Source organism: Lentisphaera araneosa HTCC2155 (assembly GCF_000170755.1).
In the GTDB taxonomy this organism is placed as follows: Bacteria; Verrucomicrobiota; Lentisphaeria; order Lentisphaerales; family Lentisphaeraceae; genus Lentisphaera; species Lentisphaera araneosa.
Window position 1 is genome coordinate 93,499 of sequence record NZ_ABCK01000018.1, and the last position, 21,934, is coordinate 115,432.

At 43.9% G+C, this 21,934-nt stretch carries 23 protein-coding genes and 1 pseudogene; 7 read left to right on the forward strand and 17 right to left on the reverse strand.

The window, feature by feature from the left end; genetic code table 11:
- Window positions 1-418: 418 nt before the first annotated feature.
- Both LNTAR_RS27285 and ltrA read left to right on the forward strand, forming a co-directional pair.
- Entirely contained in the window at window positions 419-595 is a 177-nt protein-coding gene (locus LNTAR_RS27285; RefSeq protein WP_007276686.1) for a hypothetical protein, read from the forward strand.
- A gap of 2 nt (window positions 596-597) precedes the next feature.
- The gene (gene ltrA / locus LNTAR_RS17010; RefSeq protein WP_007277055.1) at window positions 598-1,938 is read left to right on the forward strand and encodes a group II intron reverse transcriptase/maturase; all 1,341 of its coding nucleotides are present in this window, start codon (window positions 598-600) and stop codon (window positions 1,936-1,938) included.
- A 180-nt stretch (window positions 1,939-2,118) separates the two neighbouring features.
- Here the strand turns inward: ltrA and htpG are convergent, their stop codons facing one another.
- The 7 genes from htpG to gshB all read right to left on the reverse strand — a co-directional run bounded on the left by htpG (window position 2,119) and on the right by gshB (window position 7,585).
- Window positions 2,119-4,011 (reverse strand): molecular chaperone HtpG, encoded by a 1,893-nt coding sequence (gene htpG / locus LNTAR_RS17015; protein WP_007279980.1) that lies wholly within the window; start codon window positions 4,009-4,011, stop codon window positions 2,119-2,121.
- Window positions 4,012-4,160: 149 nt separating this feature from the next.
- On the reverse strand, window positions 4,161-5,252 hold the full coding sequence (locus LNTAR_RS17020) for a mechanosensitive ion channel family protein (RefSeq protein WP_007279981.1): 1,092 nt from the start codon (window positions 5,250-5,252) through the stop codon (window positions 4,161-4,163).
- Between the two features lie 138 nt (window positions 5,253-5,390).
- A complete protein-coding gene (hisI, locus tag LNTAR_RS17025) occupies window positions 5,391-5,786 on the reverse strand; it encodes a phosphoribosyl-AMP cyclohydrolase (RefSeq protein WP_007279982.1) in 396 nt (131 codons plus the stop codon).
- Window positions 5,786-6,103, reverse strand: a complete 318-nt coding sequence (gene grxD / locus LNTAR_RS17030; RefSeq protein WP_007279983.1) for a Grx4 family monothiol glutaredoxin — start codon at window positions 6,101-6,103, stop codon at window positions 5,786-5,788. The genes hisI and grxD overlap by 1 nt, the downstream gene beginning before the upstream one ends.
- A 9-nt stretch (window positions 6,104-6,112) precedes the next feature.
- Complete coding sequence (locus LNTAR_RS17035) at window positions 6,113-6,367, reverse strand: BolA family protein (protein ID WP_007279984.1); 255 nt, start codon at window positions 6,365-6,367, stop codon at window positions 6,113-6,115.
- Window positions 6,367-6,603 (reverse strand): glutaredoxin family protein, encoded by a 237-nt coding sequence (locus LNTAR_RS17040; RefSeq protein ID WP_007279985.1) that lies wholly within the window; start codon window positions 6,601-6,603, stop codon window positions 6,367-6,369. The genes LNTAR_RS17035 and LNTAR_RS17040 overlap by 1 nt, the downstream gene beginning before the upstream one ends.
- Window positions 6,596-7,585 carry a glutathione synthase gene (gene gshB, locus LNTAR_RS17045; RefSeq protein WP_007279986.1) on the reverse strand — a complete coding sequence of 330 codons (990 nt, stop codon included), beginning with the start codon at window positions 7,583-7,585 and terminating at the stop codon, window positions 6,596-6,598. Before gshB ends, LNTAR_RS17040 begins: the two co-directional genes overlap by 8 nt.
- An 89-nt stretch (window positions 7,586-7,674) precedes the next feature.
- Between gshB and LNTAR_RS17050 the strand changes: the two genes are divergently transcribed.
- Genes LNTAR_RS17050 through LNTAR_RS17060 form a run of 3 tightly spaced genes read left to right on the forward strand, consistent with a single transcriptional unit; the run spans window position 7,675 to window position 10,411 of the window.
- Window positions 7,675-9,699, forward strand: a complete 2,025-nt coding sequence (locus tag LNTAR_RS17050; RefSeq protein ID WP_007279987.1) for an ABC transporter ATP-binding protein — start codon at window positions 7,675-7,677, stop codon at window positions 9,697-9,699.
- Complete coding sequence (locus tag LNTAR_RS17055; protein WP_007279988.1) at window positions 9,696-10,130, forward strand: hypothetical protein; 435 nt, start codon at window positions 9,696-9,698, stop codon at window positions 10,128-10,130. The genes LNTAR_RS17050 and LNTAR_RS17055 overlap by 4 nt, the downstream gene beginning before the upstream one ends.
- 2 nt (window positions 10,131-10,132) lie before the next feature.
- Window positions 10,133-10,411: a peptidylprolyl isomerase gene (locus LNTAR_RS17060; RefSeq protein ID WP_007279989.1), complete on the forward strand. Its 279-nt coding sequence runs from the start codon at window positions 10,133-10,135 to the stop codon at window positions 10,409-10,411.
- On the opposite strand, the gene LNTAR_RS17065 is transcribed toward LNTAR_RS17060, so the two are convergent.
- Window positions 10,408-10,875: a hypothetical protein gene (locus tag LNTAR_RS17065; RefSeq protein WP_007279990.1), complete on the reverse strand. Its 468-nt coding sequence runs from the start codon at window positions 10,873-10,875 to the stop codon at window positions 10,408-10,410. The two genes, LNTAR_RS17060 and LNTAR_RS17065, sit on opposite strands and share 4 nt — an antisense overlap.
- Before the next feature lie 125 nt (window positions 10,876-11,000).
- Window positions 11,001-12,395, reverse strand: a complete 1,395-nt coding sequence (locus tag LNTAR_RS17070; RefSeq protein WP_007279991.1) for a phosphohexomutase domain-containing protein — start codon at window positions 12,393-12,395, stop codon at window positions 11,001-11,003.
- Between the two features lie 243 nt (window positions 12,396-12,638).
- Here LNTAR_RS17070 and fdhD point away from each other — a divergent pair, with 243 nt between their 5' ends.
- Both fdhD and LNTAR_RS17085 read left to right on the forward strand, forming a co-directional pair.
- Entirely contained in the window at window positions 12,639-13,421 is a 783-nt protein-coding gene (fdhD, locus tag LNTAR_RS17080) for a formate dehydrogenase accessory sulfurtransferase FdhD (protein WP_007279992.1), read from the forward strand.
- A gap of 10 nt (window positions 13,422-13,431) precedes the next feature.
- A complete protein-coding gene (locus LNTAR_RS17085; RefSeq protein WP_007279993.1) occupies window positions 13,432-15,645 on the forward strand; it encodes an FdhF/YdeP family oxidoreductase in 2,214 nt (737 codons plus the stop codon).
- Here LNTAR_RS17085 and LNTAR_RS26005 read toward each other — a convergent pair.
- From LNTAR_RS26005 to plsX, 8 genes and pseudogenes are all read right to left on the reverse strand, one after another.
- Window positions 15,642-16,898 (reverse strand): hemolysin family protein, encoded by a 1,257-nt coding sequence (locus LNTAR_RS26005; RefSeq protein ID WP_007279994.1) that lies wholly within the window; start codon window positions 16,896-16,898, stop codon window positions 15,642-15,644. The two genes, LNTAR_RS17085 and LNTAR_RS26005, sit on opposite strands and share 4 nt — an antisense overlap.
- Entirely contained in the window at window positions 16,898-17,380 is a 483-nt protein-coding gene (ybeY, locus tag LNTAR_RS17095) for an rRNA maturation RNase YbeY (protein ID WP_007279995.1), read from the reverse strand. Before ybeY ends, LNTAR_RS26005 begins: the two co-directional genes overlap by 1 nt.
- Before the next feature lie 30 nt (window positions 17,381-17,410).
- Window positions 17,411-17,587 carry a hypothetical protein gene (locus tag LNTAR_RS27290; protein ID WP_007279996.1) on the reverse strand — a complete coding sequence of 59 codons (177 nt, stop codon included), beginning with the start codon at window positions 17,585-17,587 and terminating at the stop codon, window positions 17,411-17,413.
- Window positions 17,584-18,825, reverse strand: a complete 1,242-nt coding sequence (fabF, locus tag LNTAR_RS17100) for a beta-ketoacyl-ACP synthase II (protein ID WP_007279997.1) — start codon at window positions 18,823-18,825, stop codon at window positions 17,584-17,586. Before fabF ends, LNTAR_RS27290 begins: the two co-directional genes overlap by 4 nt.
- A gap of 27 nt (window positions 18,826-18,852) precedes the next feature.
- Complete coding sequence (locus LNTAR_RS17105) at window positions 18,853-19,086, reverse strand: acyl carrier protein (RefSeq protein ID WP_007279998.1); 234 nt, start codon at window positions 19,084-19,086, stop codon at window positions 18,853-18,855.
- A 75-nt stretch (window positions 19,087-19,161) separates the two neighbouring features.
- On the reverse strand, window positions 19,162-19,905 hold the full coding sequence (gene fabG / locus LNTAR_RS17110; protein WP_007279999.1) for a 3-oxoacyl-[acyl-carrier-protein] reductase: 744 nt from the start codon (window positions 19,903-19,905) through the stop codon (window positions 19,162-19,164).
- A 19-nt stretch (window positions 19,906-19,924) separates the two neighbouring features.
- Window positions 19,925-20,907, reverse strand: a pseudogene (locus tag LNTAR_RS17115) (beta-ketoacyl-ACP synthase III).
- Between the two features lies 1 nt (window position 20,908).
- Window positions 20,909-21,934: phosphate acyltransferase PlsX (plsX, locus tag LNTAR_RS17120; protein WP_007280002.1), on the reverse strand; the 1,026-nt coding region annotated here is incomplete at its 5' end.

The following is a 21,934-nucleotide window of genomic DNA, read 5'->3' on the forward strand; positions in this document are numbered from 1 at the left end:
ATGGTATAGAGCCCTATGCCGTACCTTCGGCACTCACGATAATTTGGATTCATGATTCCATAGCACTGCCGTGCCTTCGGCACTCATTGAATGCCGAAGGCATGTTATAGTACGCCTATGCGTACACAACATCAGCGAGGTGAAAGACCTCGTCAGGGTTGACCGTCAGCCCTGTAGTCGAAGTCAACTGCGTCGTTGTGAAACGGGGTGGGTAGTAGGGCCTAGACGAAATATCAGTCCGTAGGATGACGAACGCGTTTCGGCCGGTCAGGGTGTCGAGCCTGCTATATCATGGCGAAGACCAGAGAGTGGGAGGAAGAGCTGCGTAGCCTGAGGGCGAAGTAAGCCAACTGCTCAAGTTATACACGCTGAAGAAAGGCGGAAAGAAAAGCGGTGTATAGACGCTGACAGGTGTTTGGTGACGGAATGGTGTGAAGGTGTTGTGGATCAAGTAGGGAGACCTGTGTGGGCAGTACGGATTAATCCGCCACGCAGGAGTCAGAGCCCTCATAGTAGCGATGAAGGTGGTGAAAGTCACTGGAGCAAAGGGGGGCAGGAAGGTGAAACTGAGAAGAAAAGAATAGAAGGAATATAAGAATGTCAGAAATGGCTAAACAAATATTAGGACGAGATGAACGCTTTGTTGAAATACAAGCGTGGGCGTCACCTTCTGTCTGGACGGATCAGATGCTGAAAACTCTTCATAGAGGAGTTGAAAGAGGCAAGTGGTACAGCTTATCAGATAAGCTGATGCGTAAGAATAATATTATGGAGGCTTGGGAGAAAGTGTGTTCAAATAAGGGCAAACATGGAGTGGACATGGTATCAATCGAGCGCTACGAATCAGAGCTGGAGTATAATAATGCTAAGCTTCTCGAAGAACTGCAAGATGGAAGGTATGATCCCAGTGCAGTGCGCCGAGTGGAAATCCCAAAAGGTGATGGTCGAAAGACCAGACCTCTGGGAATACCCACAGTGCGTGATCGAGTAGTTCAAACAGCTCTGAAACATGTGATAGAGCCGATATTCGATATCGACTTCTCGCCCTACAGTTTTGGATTTCGTCCAAAGCTGGGTTGCAAGGATGCACTTAGACGAGTGAATGAATTGTTAAAGCAGGGCTATCTCTATGTTATGGATGCCGACATCCAAAGCTACTTCGATACTATACCACATGAGAAACTCATGAGTCGAGTCAAGGAAAAGATCATTGATGGTAAAATTCTTGATCTGATCGAACAATTCCTCAAAGCCAATATCTTTGATGGTCTCAAGCATTGGGAACCTGAAGAAGGTACACCGCAGGGAGGAATTATCAGTCCTCTGTTAGCAAATATCTATCTTGATCCCTTTGATCACAAGATGACCGAGGCTGGATTCGAGATAGTGCGCTATGCAGACGATTTCCTGATCATGTGTAAAAGTAAAGAATCAGCCAAAAGGGCATTGCGCAAAACGCGAAGGTGGATGAAAGCCAATGGGCTGAAACTTCATCCAGAAAAAACGCGAATTGCCGACATGACAGAGAAGTGCGAGTACTTCGAGTTTCTCGGATACCATTTCGAGAGAACGCGAAATACACATCGCATTAAACGTTGGCCAAGGAAGCAGAGCCTGAAGAAATGCAAAGATGCCATACGCAAGAAAACGAGGAGAAGCAATAAGGACTCAATAGAGGACATAATTGCTTACCTTCGGCCAAATCTTGTCGGATGGTATCAATACTTCAAGCACTCCACTGTGTATGCAATGCGAGGTATAGATGAATTTACACGCAGAAGACTGCGCAGCATTATAGCCAAATATAATCGCAAGAAAGGTTCTCATCGCATGATTGATACTCGTAAATACAATAAAGCCTACTTTACAGATCTAGGCTTCTTTTCACTGGAAGAAGCTTGGAAACTGGAATTTCAGTCTCTTCGGAGTAAGCACTGACTGGAGAGCCGTATGCGGGAGAACCGCACGTACGGTTCGGAAGGAGGGGAGACTCCGCAAGGAGTCTTCCCTACCCTTATACTTAGCCCAAAGGCGTGAGCCTTGGGGTAATGATGTAAGAGGCAATAAAAAAAGCCACCGGGTTTAAGCGGTGGCTTTTTTAGTTAAGTTCGGAAGAGCTTAGATAGCTTTTGACATGAACTTAGTGATTAAGGCGGTGAAGCGTGCAGGGTCCTTGATCGCAGAACCTTCGTTGAGAAGGGCTTGATCGTAGAGCAGAGTTGCACAATCTTTGAGATCTTCAGAACCCGCATCTTTGTCAGCTTCCTTGAGCATGTGCTGAACAATGACGTGATCTTTATTGAGCTCAAGCGTACGCTTCTGATGAGGGATGTCTTGGTTCATGGCCTTGAAGATGTTCTCCATGTTAACGCCCATGCCATTTTCGTCAGCAACTAAGCAGCAAGGAGAATCAGTAAGACGGCTAGAGAAACGAACTTCTTTGATGTCTTCGTCGAGAACTTTTTGAATGGATTCGAGAGGAGTTTTGAAGTTTTCGTTTTCTTTCTCGAGCTCTTCTTTTTCTTTCTCGTCGAGATCAAGATCGCCTTTAGCTACAGATTTGAGTGCTTTGCCATCGAACTCTGTGAGTGACTGAGTTACCCATTCGTCGATTGGATCGATGAAGAAGAGAACTTCGTAACCTTTCTTTTTGAAAGCTTCGAGCTGAGGAGAGTTTTGAACTGCAGCACGACTTAAGCCAGTGATGTAGTAAATCTCTTTTTGATCTTCAGGCATGCGCTTAACGTAGTCGTCGAGGCTTGTGAATTTACCTGCTTCCGTAGAAGAAGATTCGAAAACGAGGAGCTCAGTGAGCTTGTCTTTGTTTTCCCAGTCGTTGCTGATGCCTTCTTTGATTACTTTACCAAACTCAGCCCAGAACTTGCTGTACTTATCGAAATCTTTATTTTTCGTCTTCTTAAGAGTGGAGATAACTTTTTTGACGATATTTTTGCGAATGGTGCGAATAACGCGGTCTTCTTGGAGGATCTCACGAGAGACATTGAGTGGGAGGTCAGCTGAGTCAACGACACCCTTAACAAAGCGGAGGTAGTCAGGAACGAGCTCTTTGCAGTTGTCCATGATGAAAACGCGTTTCACATAGAGGCAAACACCCTTATTTTCTTGCTGCATGAACATGTCGGAAGGCGCACGCTCAGGAATGAAAAGGAGTGAGTCAAACTCGAGGTTACCTTCGGCGCGGTAGTGAATGATTTCTGCAGGCTCTTGGTGATCGTGAGAAACGTGACGATAGAATTCGCTGTACTCTTCTTCAGTAACGTCAGATTTAGACTTGGTCCAAATAGCTTTCATTGAGTTGAGAGTTTCTTCTTCGATTTTTACTTCTGGCTCAGAATCTTCATCAGCTTTTGGAAGAGTTTTCTCTACGTCCATGGTGATGGGGTAAGAGAGGAAGTCAGAATAAGTTTTGACGATTTTACGAATTTTCCATTCTTCGAGGAATTCTTCTGCGTCTTCTTTGAGGTGAAGAACGATCTTAGTACCGTGTTCCGCGAGATCAGTTTTTTCGATTGTGTAGGAACCCGTTCCTTCTGAGTGCCAGTGAACACCTTCGCTAGCATCAACAGCTGCGCTACGTGTGTAGACGTCAACTTTGTCGGCAACCATGAAAGCTGAGTAGAAACCAACACCAAATTGACCAATGAGGTCAGGAGCGTTTTCTTCTTTGCTACTCTGGAGTTTTTCAACGAAAGACTTTGTTCCTGAGTGAGCAATTGTACCGATGTTTTCTTCAACTTCGGCTTCAGTCATACCGACGCCATTGTCGATGACTGTGAAAGTCTTTTTATCTTTGTCGGCAATGAGTTTGATTTTGAGTTCGTCGCTCTCAACTGCAAGTGACTTATCGGAAAGTGAGTTGAAACGCACTTTGTCGATGGCATCGGAAGAGTTAGAAACGAGTTCGCGGAGGAAGATATCGCGATTTGAGTAGAGTGAGTTGATAACGAGCTTGAGGAGCTCACTAACTTCTGTTTGGAATTGTTTTTCCATTTGTGGATTTTCTCCTGTTTGTTATTTTTTAAAAACAGGGAGAATATAGGCGGTGGGCAAGTCGACTCAAGGAGTTTTTAAGTACTTGCTGTGACAAAATTTGCGCCAATTTGTCACCACAAATTGACGCATGAGGCACAGAGCTTGCTTTAGCCTTGGATATTATAGAGTGTTTGAGTGGGGAAGGCGAACTCAAGTTTCTTTTCGTTGAAGCGCTTGAGGACCTGTAAATTCATATCCGTTTGAGTCTGAGCAATATCTTCATCTTTAGTGATGTAATAGATGAACATGATATTGAGAGCGAAGTCGCCAAAACCATTAAATGAGGTGATGACGTCTTCTTCAGTAGATTTATTTTTTGCCACGATATCTTTAAGGATCTCGATGGCTTCTTCGATTTGTTCGGGTTTTGTATCGTAGGTGAGTCCGAGGTTTAGAACAATTTTCCGGCTGGGTTCAATAGTGACGTTTTCGACTGCGGAACTCGCAAAAGTATTGTTCGGCATAGTGACGATGCGGCCTGCCAAAGTTTTGATACGCGTACTACGCACACCGATTTCAACTACGGTGCCATCGACGCCGTCGATTTGAATGCGATCACCCATTTTGAAGGGTTTATCAGTAAAGATTGTGAAGCCCCCAAAGACGTTTGCTACAGTATCTTTTGCGGCCATTGCAAGGGCTAAACCACCAATACCTAAGCCAGCGATCATAGCGCCGACATCGTAGCCAGCATTATTTAAGCCAATGATGATCGCCACAATCCAGATGATTGAGCGCACGCCTTTACGAAGAACTGGAAGGAGTTGGTCATCGAGATCATTTTCAGTTTTTTCTGCCCAGGGCTGAACAATGTTTTGATAAAAAGCTTCGAAAAAGCGCGTGATCAACCAAGCTGCTAGCAGGGTGACGACCATGGTGTAGGACTTGGCAATGACTCGTTCGAGCATGGCGGGGAGTTGCAGTAAGCTGAGTGAGAAATAAATGCCAGAAGCAATAAATGCCGCGACAATGGGTTCCTCTATGAGGTCGACGATGAGATCGTCCAAGGTATTTTTTGTTTTTTGCGTAAGGGCTTTAACGAGTTTTGAGAAGACCCAATAAATGCTTTTGCCAAGGATGACGCTGCCCAAGACAAAGCCGAGGCTTGTTAACCAAAGTGATACAGTATTGTTGTAGTAAGTTTTTTCCCAAAAGCTTCCAGCGGCTTCGGCTTGTGCAATGATGCTATGCAAAGTCATGTTATCTCTCCTAATTAATTGGGATTAAGATACTACTTTTCAGCTATTTGCAATTTTGAAAGGTGAAAAACTTTTGTCAACTGGAGACAAAAAAAGGTCATAAAGCAAAAAGCTTTATGACCATGAAGAAAAAATAATCTATTTCTTGTAGAGTTCGTCGGGGTCAATGAGGGGTTTAGAGTTTACACTGAAACCACCATCTTCATACTTGTTGTAGAAGCATGAGCGACGGCCTGTGTGGCAGGCAATGCCACCAATTTGCTCGATTTTGTAGATGATCGAGTCGCCATCACAATCTACGAGGATCTCTTTGATTTCTTGCCAGTTTCCCGACTCTTCACCTTTTTTCCAAAGCTTTGAGCGAGAACGTGACCAATAGCAGGCACGACCCGATTTGAGGGTCTCATCCCATGCAGCTTGGTTGACGTAGGCGAGCATGAGGATGTCTCCCGTTGCGGCATCTTGTGCCACAGCGGGAATGAGTCCTTCTTCAGATTTACTGAAGTCTGGAATAATATCGGGGATCTTAGACATTATTTTTTAGCTGAGTCAAGAACTTCCTGAAGTTCACCGTTTTCGTGAAGCTCCATGATGATGTCGCAACCACCAACGAGTTCGCCGTTCACAACGAGTTGTGGGAAAGTCGGCCATTCGAAGTAATCTTTTAAGCCTTGACGGAATTCTGGGTTTTCGAGGATGTTCATAGATGAGTATTCAACATCGTAGAAGCTGAGGATTTGAATAACAGTTTGTGAGAAACCGCATTGTGGCATTGCAGGAACACCCTTCATGAAAAGTTTAATTGGGTGAGCTTCGAGCTCAGCTTTAATTGTAGCGTTTATGTCAGACATAAGTTTTCCTTAGTTAATATAATTAGATTTTTGAGCTTCCCATTTTTCGGGAGTGAAAGTTTTGAGTTGAAGTGCATGCACAGTATCCGTCGCAAATTTTTCTTTGAGGGCGTTCATGACCAACTTGTGTTGCTTCAGTAAGGGCACACCTACAAAGCTGGGGCTGATAACGAGGCCTTGGAAGTGTGCGCCATCGGGATCGACGATATGCACTTGTGCGTCGGGAAGGACAGCTAGGATGGCTTGTTCGATTTGCTCTTTCATTAGAGGAATTCTCCACGTAACCAGTTAATAATATCATCAGATTCGTGCATCGGCTTACCATTGATCATGAGGCAAGGGACTTGGGTTTTTCCAGTCAATTTTTTGAAGGTCGACATGGCGTCTCTGTTGGAGTAGGGGTCTTCAACATCGAGTTCGATACCATTACTAGACATAAAGCTAGTGACCTTACGACAAAATGGGCACCCATTCGATGAATATAGTTTGAGCTCAAGCATTTGAGTTCCTTTTACTTTTAATTAAATTTTCTACAAAGGCGATTACAGTATCCTCTAGTTTTAAATCGTAAAGTCGGTTCATTTCCTGCATGCAGGTGGGTGATGTGACATTGACCTCGGTGAGCTTGTCGCCGAGGAAATCAATTCCTGTAAAATAGAGGCCTTTTTCTTGTAGCCAGGGTTTGAGAGCGGCACAGATTTCTTTTTCACGATCAGTGATTTCACAGGCCACGGCTGAGCCACCCGCATAAAAATTGTTGCGGTGATCATCGGCACCATGAACACGTAAAACAGCACCCAAAATTTCGCCATTGAGCAAGAGGATTCGTTTATCTCCTTGGCTAGCTTCTTTGACGTAGGCTTGAACAATTACTTCTTCTTGGCCACGATTAGAAAGTGTTTCAAAGGCAACGCGGGCATTGGCTTTGCCTTGTTCAATGCGGAAAATTCCTGCGCCACCAAAACCATCGCAAGGTTTAACGATGACTTGTTGTTCTTCATCGAGAAACTTGAGATAAAGATCCATGTTAGCAGTAATTAAAGTTCGCGGTGTGAACTCTGTAAAGCGTGAGCACCAGACTTTTTCGTTGACATCACGAATGGCTTGGGGCGAGTTGATGACTGCAGTTGTTGTGGGTAAATGGTCGAGCATCCATGTATTCATCAAGTAGCCGGAATCAAAAGGCGGGTCAGTACGAATGAAGACGGCGTCGATCTCATCGTCAATCAAAGTGCGCTCTTCGAGAACTTCGAAGGGCGAGATCGGATTATCAGTGCCATTTAAATCGTAGAGGCCTTTGAGTTCAATCGCACGAAGCTTTTGGGCCTGCATGTGGACTTTCCCATCGAGGATAGAAATATTGCGAGTGCCGCAAAACCATATTTCATGGCCTTGGCGTTGAGCACCAATCATGAAAATGAAAGAAGTATCAGTTCTGGCTTTAACTGATTCTATGGGGTCCATAAGGAAAACAAAACGCATGGTGAAACTCCGGCGATTCTTTAAATATACTGTATATACTTTTGAAGCTATTGCCCTATATTGCAAAATCAAAAACTTAACGAGATTATATGAGTAAAAAGAAAAAGATCAATTGGGCGATTTATGTGCGCTTACTCAGTTACGTAAAGCCATATAAAGGAAAGCTCATCTTAGGGATCTTTTTTGGCTTTGTGACTGGCGGGTCGATTTTTGGTTTGCTCACTCAGACAGCTTCCGTGATGGGACAAGTGGTTGGAAGTGATAAACAGGTGCAGTCTGTGAGTCGCTACACGCTTGAAAAACCCGACAAAAGCAATGTGGAAATCATGGTGGAGAATCGGAAAAACGCCGATGATGAATACGAAGAGCAAATTTCGCAAGGGGAACAGCTAGAAGTCATCTCAGTAGTGACTGTGGATCAAAGCAAGAGAAAAGAGTGGGATGCAAAGGTTGCGAAAATCCCAGCTTTTTTAAGAGATCTCTTAGAACAAAAATGTGGCCTTGAGTTACAAGACCCAATCACAGGAGAGCCAACTGGAGCTATTTTGATCATTGGGGCATTCTTTCTCATGATTGCGCTTATGCTCAAGAGTGCGGGGACATTTTTCAATCGTTACTTCATGCGTTGGGTTGGCCTTCGCGTCGTAGCTGACTTGCGTGCTAAGCTGTTTGGCAAGTTAATGAATCAATCGATGGAATTCCACAATTCTGAAGAAGTTGGGGAAATGATGAGTCGCTGTCAGAATGATACGGGGACAATCCAGTCGGCTATATCGGAAAACATAGGTCAATTAACGCGTAGTCCGATAGAAATTCTTTCTGTTGTCGGCTTCATCACCTGGTTCTCGATCGAGAACGATCTAACGGGGATCTTAATATTTTTGTTTTTAGGTATGCCAGTGTTTTTACTGCCAATCTTTGCCCTTGGCGGACGTTTAAAGAAGTACGCTAAAAAGACTATGGAACAAATTGGTAATGTGATGGTGCGTATGCAGGAAACACTCTCCTGTGTTAGACTAGTGAAAGCTTACAATATGGAAACATATGAAAAAGATCGCTTCGATAATTCCAATAATCGTTTCTTCAAATTGACCATGAAATCAAAGCGCTATGAACTCTTACTAGCACCAATGACAGAGGCTGCAGCAGTATGTTTTGCGGTAATCTTTTTAATTTATAGTGTGGTGGAAGGTGTGACATTTGATAAAATCGCAGCCCTTGGTATTGCGGCAAATTTAGCCTATAAGCCTTTCAAATCCTTAACAAAAATCCAAGCTAACATCATTAAAACGGTTGCGGCTGCCGAAAGAATTTTTGAGTACTTGGATATGGACTACGAAATCAAAGAAAAGCCTCAAGCCAAAGCTTTGCCGACTTTCCAAAAGGAAATTACCTTTAGGGATGTATGTTTCTCTTATGATGGCCAACAAACTTTAAAAAATGTAAATATCACCATTCCAAAAGGAAACTTTGTTGCCTTCGTGGGTGAAGCGGGTTCAGGTAAGACGACCCTCGTTAATATGTTGGCGCGTTTTTATGATATCCATGAAGGGTCAATCGCGATTGATGGTGTGGATATTCGCGATATTCGCAATGATTCTCTAAGAAATCTCATCGGCTTTGTGGATCAGGTGACGACGCTATTTAATGATTCGGTGAAATACAATATCGCCTATGGTGTCGAAGGTGCAAGTGATGAAGCTATTGATCAAGCATCCAAACAAGCTGATGTGACTGGTTTCATCAATGATAAAGAAGAAGGTTTTAAGTTTAACGTAGGAACCGGTGGTACGAAACTTTCGGGTGGTCAACGTCAGCGTGTCGCTATTGCTCGAGCGATATTAAAGAACCCGCCGATTTTAGTTTTGGATGAAGCCACGAGTGCTTTGGATAATGTGACGGAACAATTGGTTCAACAAGCGATTAACGAGCTCATGACTGACAGGACTGTGATTGCGATTGCCCACCGCTTGAGTACGGTGAAAGATGCTGACTGTATTTACGTAATGGATAAAGGTTATGTGGCTGAGTACGGTTCACATGAAGATTTATTAGCACAAAATGGTCTTTATGCCCGACTCTGGAATACTCAATTTAAGGAGCAAGATCAATGATTAAAAAATTAGTGATAAGCCTTCTTATATGTTTGAGTGTCCAAGCGGATAAAATTGATGACTGGAATACCGTTCGTTTAGAGTTCCATCGTTTAAGCTTGGATAAGATTAATAAAGATATCAAGCTCAAGAGCTTGGACCGCCGAGTCAAAAGTTTGTACATCAAGTTGGATGAACTCTTTAAGCGCAATGATGAAATGAAAAATCTTGTCGCATCACTCAAAGGGAAATTAGGCAAAGATCGTCAGGTAGTGATAAAAAAAATCAATGCTTTACAAGATAAATTAATCGCCAGTGATGCTCTATTGGCCGAAGAGCAAAAAGAGATAATTGAGAAAATTAATAAGCTTAATGAAGAAATTTACATTGAGCTCATGAAAGACCCCAAGTTAGTTGAGCTTGAATCCAAACTCAAAAAACTTGAGAACTAGTCATGAAAACAGCCATGGCGCGGCACATTTTAGTCAAGCAAAAACGAGATGCTGAAGAGATTTTAGAAAAGCTGAAATCAGGGGCTGATTTTGCGAAGTTCGCAAGAAAATACTCCACCTGTAATTCAGCAAAACGAGGTGGAGATCTTGGAGAGTTACGCCCAGGGCAACTCGTTCCAGCCATCAACCAGATTGTCTTTAAGAAAGAGCTCAATGTGATTCATGGGCCAGTGAAAAGTAAATTTGGTTTTCACTTGGTGGAAGTTTACTACAGGGATTAAGATTGCGGAGCACGCAAGTCTTGGATCTTTTTCATATTTTTCGCATAACCTTGACCAGCTTGGTGATTCGCTTTCTTGAGTAGAGCACCTCTTTTATTTTCGTAGGCGACACGAGCTTTGTGCCACGTCTCATAGAGTTCGGCATACTTTTCTTGATCCTTTACTTCGGTGATAAGGTAAAGTTCGACAGTTCGTTGAGCCTTGTATTTGCCACTGGATTGATTGTTATCTTTGAGTTCTTGGTAAAGTGCGCTGAAGTTTTCGTCGTTTTTAGCTACAGCTTTGAGGAGCTTGTGATAAGCCGGAAAAACCTCTTTTTGACTTTCTTTTAAGCATTCGTTCTGATGAACGTCCATGTTTTCCTTCATGCTTTCATAGATAGCTGATTTCAATTTCTGGTAGTCCTGTGTTTCCAGAGCCAAAGCACTTAAAGAGAAGAGTGTTAAAAGTAAAAAATATTTCATAATATGTTGTCCTTAATTGTTTAGTTGAACTAAGAATCAACTTAGGGCGATGATTTTTGACAGCGCTAATCAAAATTTAACAATTCTTGCTACATTTGTTGTCTATGGGAACGGAATACTCTTCTTTAAATCCACTTATCTAGTAAACTTTGGATGAGAGCCAGTTTATTCTTGAGTAAACCTTGATTGGCGCGCGTTTCGATATTTAACCTAACTAAGGGTTCAGTATTTGAGCATCGCAAACTAAAGCGCCAGTCTTTGAACTCAATATTGAGGCCATCGAAATATTCAATGATAAGAGCATCGCCTTGATCGCGGAAGTATTGCTCGATAGATTTTATGGCTTCATCTTTGTGACTTATCGTAAAGTTGAGTTCACCGGGGTTAGGGAATAGCGCAATACGTTGGTGGAGGAGTTCATGAAGGTCGGCTTCTTTTGATGAGAGTAATTCAATGATCAACAACCAAGGAATCATTCCACTATCGCAATAAAAAAAGTCTCTGAAGTAATGGTGTGCGGACATTTCACCGCCATAGACTGCATCGCGTTCGCGCATGTCTTTTTTTATGAAGGCATGGCCTGTCTTACTTTTGAAGCATTGGCCTCCATTTTCATTGACTATATCAATGGTGTTCCAAGTTAGGCGAGGGTCCTGCAAGATAGTTTGATTAGGATCATGTTTTAAAAATGCTTCAGCTAATAGGCCGACAATAAAGTAACCCTCTATAAAATCGCCTTTATTATCAAAGAAAAAACAACGATCACAATCGCCGTCCCAAGCAATGCCAAGGTCACAATTGTTGTCGATGACCGCTTGTGAAGTTTCAGCACGACAAGAATGGAGTAAGGGATTCGGAATGCCTTTCGGGAACTTACCATCGGGTTCATTATTGATTTTTATAAACTCTACGGGGACATTTTTGTTTTGGAACTCTTTTTCGATGGCATCAATTATATGACCCGCAGCCCCATTGCCCGCATTCATCAATAAGCGCATGGGGTGCAATTTATCGAGGCTGATAAATTTAAGAATATGTTGAATATATTCTGCTAAGCATGACTCACTACGGATAGCGGCGATCTGAGTGCCGGATAAATTTTCACTGGGATGATTAAGGTATTGTTCTGCGGACTCTTTGATGTCTTGTAAGCCATTTGCCATACCAATGGGGATGGAGTTGGGGCCCACAAACTTCATACCATTATAATTTATCGGATTATGGCTCGCGGTTACCTGAATGCCGCCATCAAGTTTATAATGAACGGTGGCAAAGTAGATTTCTTCTGTGCCGGTTAAGCCTAGGTCAAGAACTTCGCAACCAGCTTCTGCAAGCCCACGAGCGAGGGCATTTTTGAGTTCCTCAGAACTCAGTCGGATGTCTCCCCCAACACAGACTTTTTTCGCTTTCTGTGTAAGCGCATAGGCTCGACCAATTGCGTAAGCAACCTCAGGGTTAAGTTGTTCACCCAGTTTGGCACGTAGGTCATAGGGGGTGAAGCTATTTAAAGTGAATTTCATTGGGTTAACCTTTAGCGATCAAAATTATTGTTGCTCACTTTGCTTGTGAAAATCGATTTATCTAATGAACTATAATACGATTCGTAAAAAACAAGGAAAACTAAAGATTGCAGTGCCGTATGACTGACTTGAGTGCGAATTGATAGACCGAGTAGTTGAATTGAACTAAAAAATGATAAAAAAGTACAAGAGTTTCTTTCTAAGAAGCTTATTGTAAGTACAATTAAACTCATCGGATGTCCTATGCAAAAAATTCAATCAGTAAGCAGTTTCAAGAATGAAGCGGGGTCGAGTCGGCAACAAAAAGACTGCCTGCTCGTCGAAACTCCTTTACAAATCATCGTGAATGGCGAAGATTTATCTTTAACGATGCAGACTCCTGGTGATGAAAGAAATCTCGTTCGCGGCTTATTGCATAGTGAAGGCATTAGTTCCGAGGGTTTTGAAAGCTTTTCAGTTGAAGAATGGGAAAAAGGTTTAGTGGCTCGGGCAAAAATAAAGACTCAGGGCAAAATTGAAGGGCGTCGATTTGGTTCGAGCCCCTCATGTGGGATTTGCGGGAAACGCAATGTGGAGAATTTGTTTACTAAGCTCGACCCTTTAGAGGATAATTTTCTTATTGACCACGAATTTTTACAAGTTGCCTTTGCGAAGTCCGCAAAAGAGCAATTACTCTTTTCTTTAACAGGGGGAAGTCACGCGGCTGCAGCCTTTGCTGAAGATGGATCAATTCTTTGCTTATTTGAGGATATTGGGCGTCATAATGCCGTTGATAAAGTCGTGGGTTTTTTACTGGAGAACAATTTATTGATGCAAGCGAAGCTACTCACAGTGAGTGGCCGGGTTTCTTTTGAAATAATACAAAAATGCAATCGGGCAGGAATTCCCGTATTAGCTTCGATCTCAGCTCCATCTTCACTCGCAGTGGAATGGGCGGAAAATTTAAATATGACTCTAGCTGCATTTTGCCGTGAAGATCGAGTAACTTTTTACTCCTCTTTAGAACGCGCTAGAGAAGTCGTTTAGGAATTATAAGATGTCTAAAGAATACGCAGGTGGCTGGGGTGCTTTAAAATCATCCATGAAATTTATGCAGAGGGAAGCTTTTGCAAAGAGCGCAAAAACACTTTTTAAAATGAATCAACCCAAGGGTTTTGATTGCCCGGGTTGTGCTTGGCCAGACCCCAAAGAGACTTCTATGTCGGAGTTTTGTGAGAATGGTGTAAAAGCACTGACTTACGAAACGACAAAAAAACGCGCGAGTTCCGCAACTTTTATGAATCATACCGTGACGGAAATGCAGTCGTGGTCAGATTTTAAACTCGAAGATCAAGGGCGTTTGACCGAGCCCTTTGTGTATAATGATTTAAGCGACAAATATGAGCCCATTTCTTGGGACGATGCCTTTGCGATCATCGCAAAAGAATTGAAGGCTTTAGATAATCCCGACGAGGCTCTTTTTTATACCTCTGGTCGAACTTCTAATGAAGCCGCCTTCCTATATCAGCTCATGGGGCGTATGTATGGGACGAATAACTTCCCCGACTGCTCCAATTTGTGTCATGAGTCGACGGGCGTGGGTATGGGAGAAAGTGTTGGCATTGGTAAAGGTACCGTGCTTTTAGACGATTTTGAAAAAGCTGATGCAATCTATGTTTTTGGGCAGAATCCAGGCACCAATCACCCGAGAATGCTAGCAGAACTGCAAACTGCCGCCAAGCGTGGTTGTAAGATTTTGAGTTTTAATCCGCTCGTTGAAGCGGGGCTTAAAGGTTTTATTCACCCTCAGGATCCCGTTGGCATGGGACTTAATAAAGTGAGTCCCATTTCGAGTCATTATTACCAGCCCCTCATTGGGGGTGATTTAGCGGCGATTCGCGGAATGATTAAGCACCTCTTTGAGAGTGGAGTGAAATTAGATGAGGCGTTTATTGAGGAGCATTGCTCCGGTTTTGATGAATACAAGGCCCTCGTTGAGTCAGTTTCTTGGGAGGAAATCTTACGTGAATCGGGTTTGCCGAAGGCGCAAATCATCGAGGCTGCGGAAGTCTATGCAAATTCTGATCGTGTCATTGCTTGTTGGGCGATGGGGCTAACTCAGCACCGTCATGGCGTAGCCAATATTCAGGAAGTAATCAACTTATTGTTGCTCAAGGGCAATATTGGTAGAGAAGGAGCAGGCGCCTGCCCGGTACGTGGCCATAGTAATGTTCAGGGCGACCGTACAGTAGGGATTACAGAATTCCCCAAAGAAGATTTTTTAGTGAAGTTAGAGCAAGAGTTCGATTTTACTGCGCCACGTAAACACGGTTTAAGTGCGGTACACGCTATCGAAGCAATGGAGAAAGGTGAGGCTAAGGTATTTGTCGGTATGGGCGGTAATTTCGCCTCTGCTACGCCCGATACAGAAAAGACTTTTAAAGCCATGCAATCTTGTGAATTGACGGTGCATGTTTCGACTCACCTCAATAGGAGTCATGTGATTCATGGGAAGAAAGCTTTAATATTGCCTTGTATTGGCCGTTCGGAAAAAGATCTTCAAGCTTCTGGCTTACAGAGTGTGACGGTTGAGGACTCGATGTCCATGGTACACGCTTCCACAGGTAGTAATGAGCCGGCATCCACATCTTTAAAATCTGAGCCTGCCATTGTTGCGGGGATATCAAAAGCTTTGTTTGGTAGCGAGAAAGTTGACTGGGATGGATTGATTGCGAACTACGCAAATATACGTAATAAAATTGAGGCTGTTATACCTGGATTTGATCAATATAACAAAAAGATTCAGGTGCCAGGTGGTTTTCACTTACGCAATTCGGCACGCCTTCGCGAATGGAAAACGGCAACAGATAAAGCACGTTTCATTTCAAATGAACTTCCTGCACACAACCTTGAAGAAGGTCAGTTAAGGCTAATGACTATGCGCTCTCATGATCAATATAATACGACGATCTATGGCATGGATGATCGCTATCGTGGGATCAAGAATGAGCGTAAAGTCATTTTTCTAAATGAGACGGATATGAAAAATTTTGGCCTCACAGAAAGTGACTCGGTCAGAATCACCAGTTACGCGAGTGATGGAGTTCAGAGATCTGTGGAAGGTTTCCGTCCAGTGAAATATGATATACCGCAGAATTGTGCGGGTGCTTACTTCCCAGAGACAAATCCCTTGGTGGGCTTAAGCGATCATGCGAAACGTAGTTTTACACCGATGTCGAAGTTTATCGTGGTGCGATTAGAGAAGCTTTAGTCATCTTCGCTTTTAGCTTTAACTTCTAAGCTGAGGCTGATGATATTTCTTTCATCAGCTTCAAGAATCGTGGCAGTAAAAAATTCACAGTCTACTTCAGTTTTGGCTGTGGGAATATCGCCCGTAAGGTTAAAGATGTAAGCGCCAATTGTGTCGTATTCTTCATCCGGGATTGCACTGTCTAAAGCTTGGTTGATATCATCTATCGTAGCCCGAGGATCAATGATCGCAAAGCCTGGCCTTTGAATTTGAATTTGGCTCACTTCTTCAGTGTCAAATTCATCGTGGATTTCACCGACAATTTCTTCTAAGAGGTCTTCCATTGTGACTAAGCCAGCGGTTCCGCCAAACTCGTCTTGTACAATAGCGAGATGAATTTTCTTTTTACGAAAGTTAGGAAGGCTGAGGTCAAGGGTTTCAGTTTCTTGAACGAATTCTACAGGACGAAGTAAGTCATTAAGTTTGGATTGGCAAATTTTACTGTAGTCCAAGAAATCTTTGGCGTAGACAAGGCCGATGATTTGGTCGGGTTTCTCATCGTAAACGGGGAGACGACTATAGCCACTGCTGATGAAGAGTTTTTTGATTTCCTCAAGTGGAGTTTCTTTTTCGACTCCAGTGATCGAAGTTCGAGGTGTCATGACTTCTCGAATACTGGTGTCATCCAAATTAAAAACACCTTTGATCATACGGGCTTCTTCATCTTCGATTGAGTCTTCATCATCGTTCTCTTCGTCTTCTTCTACGAGAGATAAAATTTCGTCTTCCGCTGAGGCCTTGGTTGTGTTGTTATCGCTCTCTTCGAGACGAGCCTCGTGCTTATTGTGCAAGCTAAGGACAACTGTGATATAAGGCAGGAGAATGATGTTTAGAACTTTGAGGATGTCTAAAGAGTTGCTAAGGATCGTTATGCCAAAGTTTCGAGTCCAAATAGATCCCAGTACTTCTCGCGTGAGGAGATAGAGTACCATAACTAAGGCAAAATAGGCGATATCTTCGGTACGGGTATTTTTGGCGCCGTCTAAAATGAAAATTTTGTGGGCAACAAGTGTGTAACTTGTAGTAAAGGTGAAACTAGAAGCACGTAAAACAAAACCAAATCTTGGGCGATTGTCATTGATGTATTGACAGTTTTTTTGCGTCTTGTCTTCTAGTGTACGGAGTATCCCACCAGTGAGCTTGCGCAATGAAGATCGACAAGCGCCTGTCCAGCAAGCGAGAGCCAAAAGGCCGACTAAAATAAGCATTCCCATTAGGCAATAATCCTTGCATTCGGGAAGTGCTCTTTAATGAGTTTCATGGATTGGGCTTCTGCATCACGCATAGCTTTAATATCATCTTCTTGATGATCGTCGAAACCGCAGAGGTGAAGAATACCATGGGCTACATAAAGCAGGGCTTCATCATTAAAAGATGAGTCGTAAGTCTGAGCCTGGCTTTGTGCAGTTTCTAGGGAAATGAGTAATTCGCCGAGGACAAAGGGGTCGTCTTCGTCGGCAAACTCTTCTTCGTAATCATCGAGGTAATCGAAGCTAATGACATCCGTAGCTCCCTCGTGTTGAAGGAACTGAACGTTGACGGGTTCGATACCCGCGTCATCAGTGAAGCTTATGTTAAGTGAGCAGTGTTTTTTACTGAGACCCCAGTGATCACATAAATAAAGCGCAATGTCTTCTATGTGCTTGGTCTCAGCTAATGTGTATTTATCTGTATCAGACTGTATAGAGATGTTCATGATGTGGCCGAAACAAGTCGGCCGAGCTCCTTACTGGTCGATCGGTGCGTAGCTAGGAGCTTTCCAGTCAGGGTAAGACGCCTGAATGGCTTCAGCCCATGATTGTTCCATAGCTGGGAGGCCATGGCTAGCAATTTGTGGGTCATTTGCACAAGAAAAACTAAGTGCAGCTAAAAAGAACGTCGCGATAAGAGCTTTTGATTTCATTTGAACTTCCTTACTAAACCAGTTGCATTGTGACCACCAAAACCAAGGTTGATATTGAGGGCAACATCAACAGTGCACTCACGAGACTTATTGGGAACGTAATCAAGGTCACATTCCGGGTCTGGAGTCGTGTAGTTCATAGTGGGAGGGATTTTATCGTTTTTAACAGCAAGGGCACAAACAATAGTTTCCCAAGCGCCAGCAGTACCAAGACCGTGACCAGTCATTGATTTTGTACTAGAGATAGGAATGTTTGGAGCTTTGTCGCCAAAGACAGATTTAATCGCACGTGTTTCGAACTTATCATTCATCGGGGTTGAAGTTCCGTGTGCGTTGATGTAGCTCACTTCTGATGCATCAATTTTTGCGTGCTTCATAGCCATTGTGATCGCAGCAGCAGCACCTGAACCGTCGTCGGCAGGAGAAGTGATGTGATTAGCGTCGGCAGTTGCACCATAACCAATAAATTCAGCGATGATGTTAGCTCCACGAGCTTGAGCACTTTCGAGTGTTTCCATAACGAGGATACCAGCACCTTCACCCATCACAAAACCGTCACGGTCTTTATCGAATGGGCGACTTGCACCTTGGGGATCATCGTTGCGAGTTGACATTGCACGCATAGAAGCGAAACCAGCCATGCCAACGGGAGTAATTGCAGCTTCGGCACCACCTGTAATGATCACGTCAGCATCACCGCGTTGAAGGATCCAGAAAGATTCTCCGATCGAGTGAGTTGAGGATGCACAGGCAGAGACTGCAGTGAAATTGGGGCCTTTAAATCCATGATGGATTGAAACGATTCCCGAGCTCATGTCACCAATCATCTTGGGAATGAGCATAGGAGAAACGCGGCGGGGGCCTTTAGTGACGAGTTTTTCTACTTCTTCTTCGAGAGTAGCTAAACCGCCAATACCCGAACCAATGAGAACGCCGATGCGTTCTGCAGGAATCGACGAGTCTTTGAGACCCGCCTCTTCCACAGCTTCGTTTGAGGCAGCAATTGCAAACTGGCAGAAACGATCGATTTTTTTGGCTACTGCAGGTTCCATGTACTGCGTCGGTTCGAAGTCATTAACTTCGCCAGCGATAGTACAGCGGTGACCTTCAGTATCGAAGCCTTTAATAGTATCCAAGCCACTTTTTCCGGAGAGAAGTCCAGACCAGAAGTCCTGGGTAGTATTACCGACGGGTGAGATTACACCTGTGCCAGTGATAACGATGCGTTTTAATTCCATAGTTTTTGCTGCCGTAAATAAATTTAATTAAGCGTTTTCTTCAACGAATTTAATCGCGTCGCCAACCGTGAGGATGTTTTCGCTTACTTCGTCTGGGATAGTTACGTTGAACTGCTCTTCGAGTTCCATAACGAGTTCTACTGTGTCGAGTGAATCGGCACCGAGATCGTCGATGAATTTAGCCTCAGGAAGGCATTGGTCAGCAGTTACGCTGAGTTTTTCGCAGATTACTTCGATAACTTTATCGGCTGTTGAAGACATAACTCTTCTCCTAAGTTTGTATTAGTTTGTTTTGTGAACGTGTTAAAATGATTGCATGTATTAAAAATGCAAACGCTATTGCATAACCAAACCACCGTCAACATTAAATGTTTGACCAGTGATATATGCAGACTCGTCTGAGGCTAAAAAGGCGATCATTGCAGCGACTTCTTTGGCTTCACCAGCACGTCCCAATGGGATGTTTGTGAGGAAAGCTTCGCGTGCTGCGTCAGAGACGGCATCTGTCATTTCAGTTGCGATGTAGCCAGGAGCTACAGCATTAACAGTGATGTTTCTGCTGGAAAGTTCTTTGGCGCTTGATTTTGTGAAGCCAATGAGGCCAGCTTTTGAGGCGGCGTAGTTAGCTTGGCCAGCGTTGCCCGTAAGGCCAACAACTGAGGAAATATTAATGATACGACCTTTGCGCAATTTCATCATGGGACGCATAACAGCTTTTGTACAGTTGAAAGCACCTTTGAGATTGACCGCCATAACGAGGTCCCAATCGTCTTCTTTCATGCGCATCATAAGTGTGTCACGAGTGATGCCAGCGTTGTTAACGAGAACGTCAACTTGACCAAAATCGCTAAGGATCTGTGTAAAAACTTCACTTACAGCCGTGCCATCAGCAACGTTGAGTGCATAACCTTTTACTTGATCCGCAGGAGCGCCGAGTTCAGTTACAGCATTTTGAGCTGTTTCTTCTCTTGTGCCAATGAGGGCGACTTTTGCACCGTCAGCGAGTAAACGACGACAGATTTCGAGACCGATTCCACGTGAACCGCCAGTTACTACACAAACTTTATCTTTTACGCTCATGATTTTTCCTTTCTTGGATTTAGTATTTTAAAACCGTTGCACCCCAAGTGAAGCCACCACCGAAGGCGACAAAGACGAGGATTTGGCCGCGTTTGAGTTCGCCGCTACGAGCGAGTTCGTCGAGGGCGATGGGGATAGTGGCGGCCGAGGTGTTGCCGTATTTTTGAACATTAACAAAAACTTTTTCACTTGCAATGCCCACTTTATCACCCACAGCACTGATAATACGTACGTTAGCTTGGTGGGGGATGAGCCAGTCGATGTCGTCAACGCTTAGGTTAACTTCTTCTAAAGCTTTCTTAACTGAGTTTGCCATGTTGGTGACAGCGAGTTTGAAGACTTCGCGACCTTGCATTTGCAGGTAGCGTCCTGGGTCTTCTAGATTATCTGCAGTTGCGGGAGTCGCTGATCCACCGATCGCGGTGTGAAGTAATTCTTCGTGGGTGCCATCAGATGCGAGTATAGAGTTGAGTAAAGAATTATCTTTTTCATCAACACTTTCAATGACAGCAGCCCCAGCACCATCGCCGAAGAGAACGCAGGTGTTGCGATCCGACCAGTTGACTTGTGAACTGAGTTTTTCAGCGCCGATAACTAAAGCGTATTTATAATTGCCGCAGCGAACCATTGAAGAGGCGACTTCCATTGCATAGACAAAACCTGTGCAGGCAGCTTCAATTGAAAAACACGCCGCATTCATGGCGCCGATTTTTCTTTGTAAGATCGTCGCTGTATTAGGGAAAGGTTTATCAGGAGAGAGAGTTGCTACGATGATAAGATCGAGATCATCAGCAGTGATGCCAGCATCGCTAAGAGCATTTTGTGCAGCGGGTACACAGAGGTCAGACGTGGCTTGTCGTCGGCAGCAATATGGCGCTGCTCGATACCTGTTCGAGTGACGATCCAATCGTGTGAAGTTTCAACCGTCTCAGCTAAATCATCATTAGTGACGATATTTTCAGGGGCGTATTTACCTGTGCCAATAATCTTAATACCTTTCATCTTAAGCCTCCTGTTCAATTCCTGCAATAATTTGTTTATTGATTTGTTTTTGAGTGAGTTCGTGAGCTACTTTCAGTGCATTTTTCAGAGCGTATGAATCTGAACTGCCGTGGGCTTTGATGAAAATTCCGTTGACGCCTAAGAGTGGGGCTCCACCAGTGGCGCGCGAGTCAGTTTTTTCTTTGAGTTCATCAAAAGCACCTTTCGAGAGGGCGTAGCCAACTTTTCGAACTTGTCTCTTCTTAATGTTTTCTTTAAGCATGCCAGAGATCCCCTTGGCAATACCTTCACAACTTTTTAAAACGAGGTTACCAATAAAGCCATCACAAACTACTACGTCTACTTTATCCTTAAACAAGTCAGTGCCTTCAACATTGCCGATGAAGTTGTAGTCGTTTTCTTTGAGTAGCTTAAATGTTGCTTTCGTGACTTCGTTGCCCTTGCCATCTTCGCTACCGTTTGAAAAGAGACCTACACGTGGAGATTCGAGTTCGAGAATAGCTTTTGCGTAAATTTCTCCCATGATGGAGAACTGATTCAGCATTTCGGGTTTCGAGTCCACGTTAGCGCCCGAGTCGAGTAAAACAAATTTGCCGTGTGGGGCAGGGATGACGGTTGCAATTGCGGGACGATCGATGCCTGGTAAGCGACCAAGTTTGAGGACGCAGCAAGCGACTGAAGCGCCTGTGTTCCCAGCTGAAACTAATGCGTCAGCTTCGCCTTCTTTAACCAATTTAACGGCTATAGCGATGGAGGAGTCTTTTTTACCGCGAATAGCTGCGGTGGGGGGATCGTCCATAGTGACTACTTCACTAGTGTGGACTATCGAAAATCTTGAGAGGTCAACTTGGTATTTGTCGAGCTCAGATTGTATGAGGGATTCATCCCCGACGAGTTTGAATGAAACGTCGGCGGGGATTTCCTCGAGAGCCTGAATGGCTCCGGAGATAATTTCCTGTGGAGCATTATCTCCGCCCATTGCGTCAAGCGCAATGATCATATTAACTAGTTGCCAGCTGCGATTACT

Excerpts from the sequence above, each read along its gene's own strand:
- ltrA (WP_007277055.1), top strand. The coding sequence starts at position 598 with ATGTCAGAAATGGCTAAACAAATATTAGGACGAGATGAACGCTTTGTT.
- htpG (WP_007279980.1), bottom strand. The coding sequence starts at position 4,011 with ATGGAAAAACAATTCCAAACAGAAGTTAGTGAGCTCCTCAAGCTCGTT.
- LNTAR_RS17020 (WP_007279981.1), bottom strand. The coding sequence starts at position 5,252 with ATGACTTTGCATAGCATCATTGCACAAGCCGAAGCCGCTGGAAGCTTT.
- hisI (WP_007279982.1), bottom strand. The coding sequence starts at position 5,786 with ATGTCTAAGATCCCCGATATTATTCCAGACTTCAGTAAATCTGAAGAA.
- grxD (WP_007279983.1), bottom strand. The coding sequence starts at position 6,103 with ATGTCTGACATAAACGCTACAATTAAAGCTGAGCTCGAAGCTCACCCA.
- LNTAR_RS17035 (WP_007279984.1), bottom strand. The coding sequence starts at position 6,367 with ATGAAAGAGCAAATCGAACAAGCCATCCTAGCTGTCCTTCCCGACGCA.
- LNTAR_RS17040 (WP_007279985.1), bottom strand. The coding sequence starts at position 6,603 with ATGCTTGAGCTCAAACTATATTCATCGAATGGGTGCCCATTTTGTCGT.
- gshB (WP_007279986.1), bottom strand. The coding sequence starts at position 7,585 with ATGCGTTTTGTTTTCCTTATGGACCCCATAGAATCAGTTAAAGCCAGA.
- LNTAR_RS17050 (WP_007279987.1), top strand. The coding sequence starts at position 7,675 with ATGAGTAAAAAGAAAAAGATCAATTGGGCGATTTATGTGCGCTTACTC.
- LNTAR_RS17055 (WP_007279988.1), top strand. The coding sequence starts at position 9,696 with ATGATTAAAAAATTAGTGATAAGCCTTCTTATATGTTTGAGTGTCCAA.
- LNTAR_RS17060 (WP_007279989.1), top strand. The coding sequence starts at position 10,133 with ATGAAAACAGCCATGGCGCGGCACATTTTAGTCAAGCAAAAACGAGAT.
- LNTAR_RS17065 (WP_007279990.1), bottom strand. The coding sequence starts at position 10,875 with ATGAAATATTTTTTACTTTTAACACTCTTCTCTTTAAGTGCTTTGGCT.
- LNTAR_RS17070 (WP_007279991.1), bottom strand. The coding sequence starts at position 12,395 with ATGAAATTCACTTTAAATAGCTTCACCCCCTATGACCTACGTGCCAAA.
- fdhD (WP_007279992.1), top strand. The coding sequence starts at position 12,639 with ATGCAAAAAATTCAATCAGTAAGCAGTTTCAAGAATGAAGCGGGGTCG.
- LNTAR_RS17085 (WP_007279993.1), top strand. The coding sequence starts at position 13,432 with ATGTCTAAAGAATACGCAGGTGGCTGGGGTGCTTTAAAATCATCCATG.
- LNTAR_RS26005 (WP_007279994.1), bottom strand. The coding sequence starts at position 16,898 with ATGGGAATGCTTATTTTAGTCGGCCTTTTGGCTCTCGCTTGCTGGACA.
- ybeY (WP_007279995.1), bottom strand. The coding sequence starts at position 17,380 with ATGAACATCTCTATACAGTCTGATACAGATAAATACACATTAGCTGAG.
- LNTAR_RS27290 (WP_007279996.1), bottom strand. The coding sequence starts at position 17,587 with ATGAAATCAAAAGCTCTTATCGCGACGTTCTTTTTAGCTGCACTTAGT.
- fabF (WP_007279997.1), bottom strand. The coding sequence starts at position 18,825 with ATGGAATTAAAACGCATCGTTATCACTGGCACAGGTGTAATCTCACCC.
- LNTAR_RS17105 (WP_007279998.1), bottom strand. The coding sequence starts at position 19,086 with ATGTCTTCAACAGCCGATAAAGTTATCGAAGTAATCTGCGAAAAACTC.
- fabG (WP_007279999.1), bottom strand. The coding sequence starts at position 19,905 with ATGAGCGTAAAAGATAAAGTTTGTGTAGTAACTGGCGGTTCACGTGGA.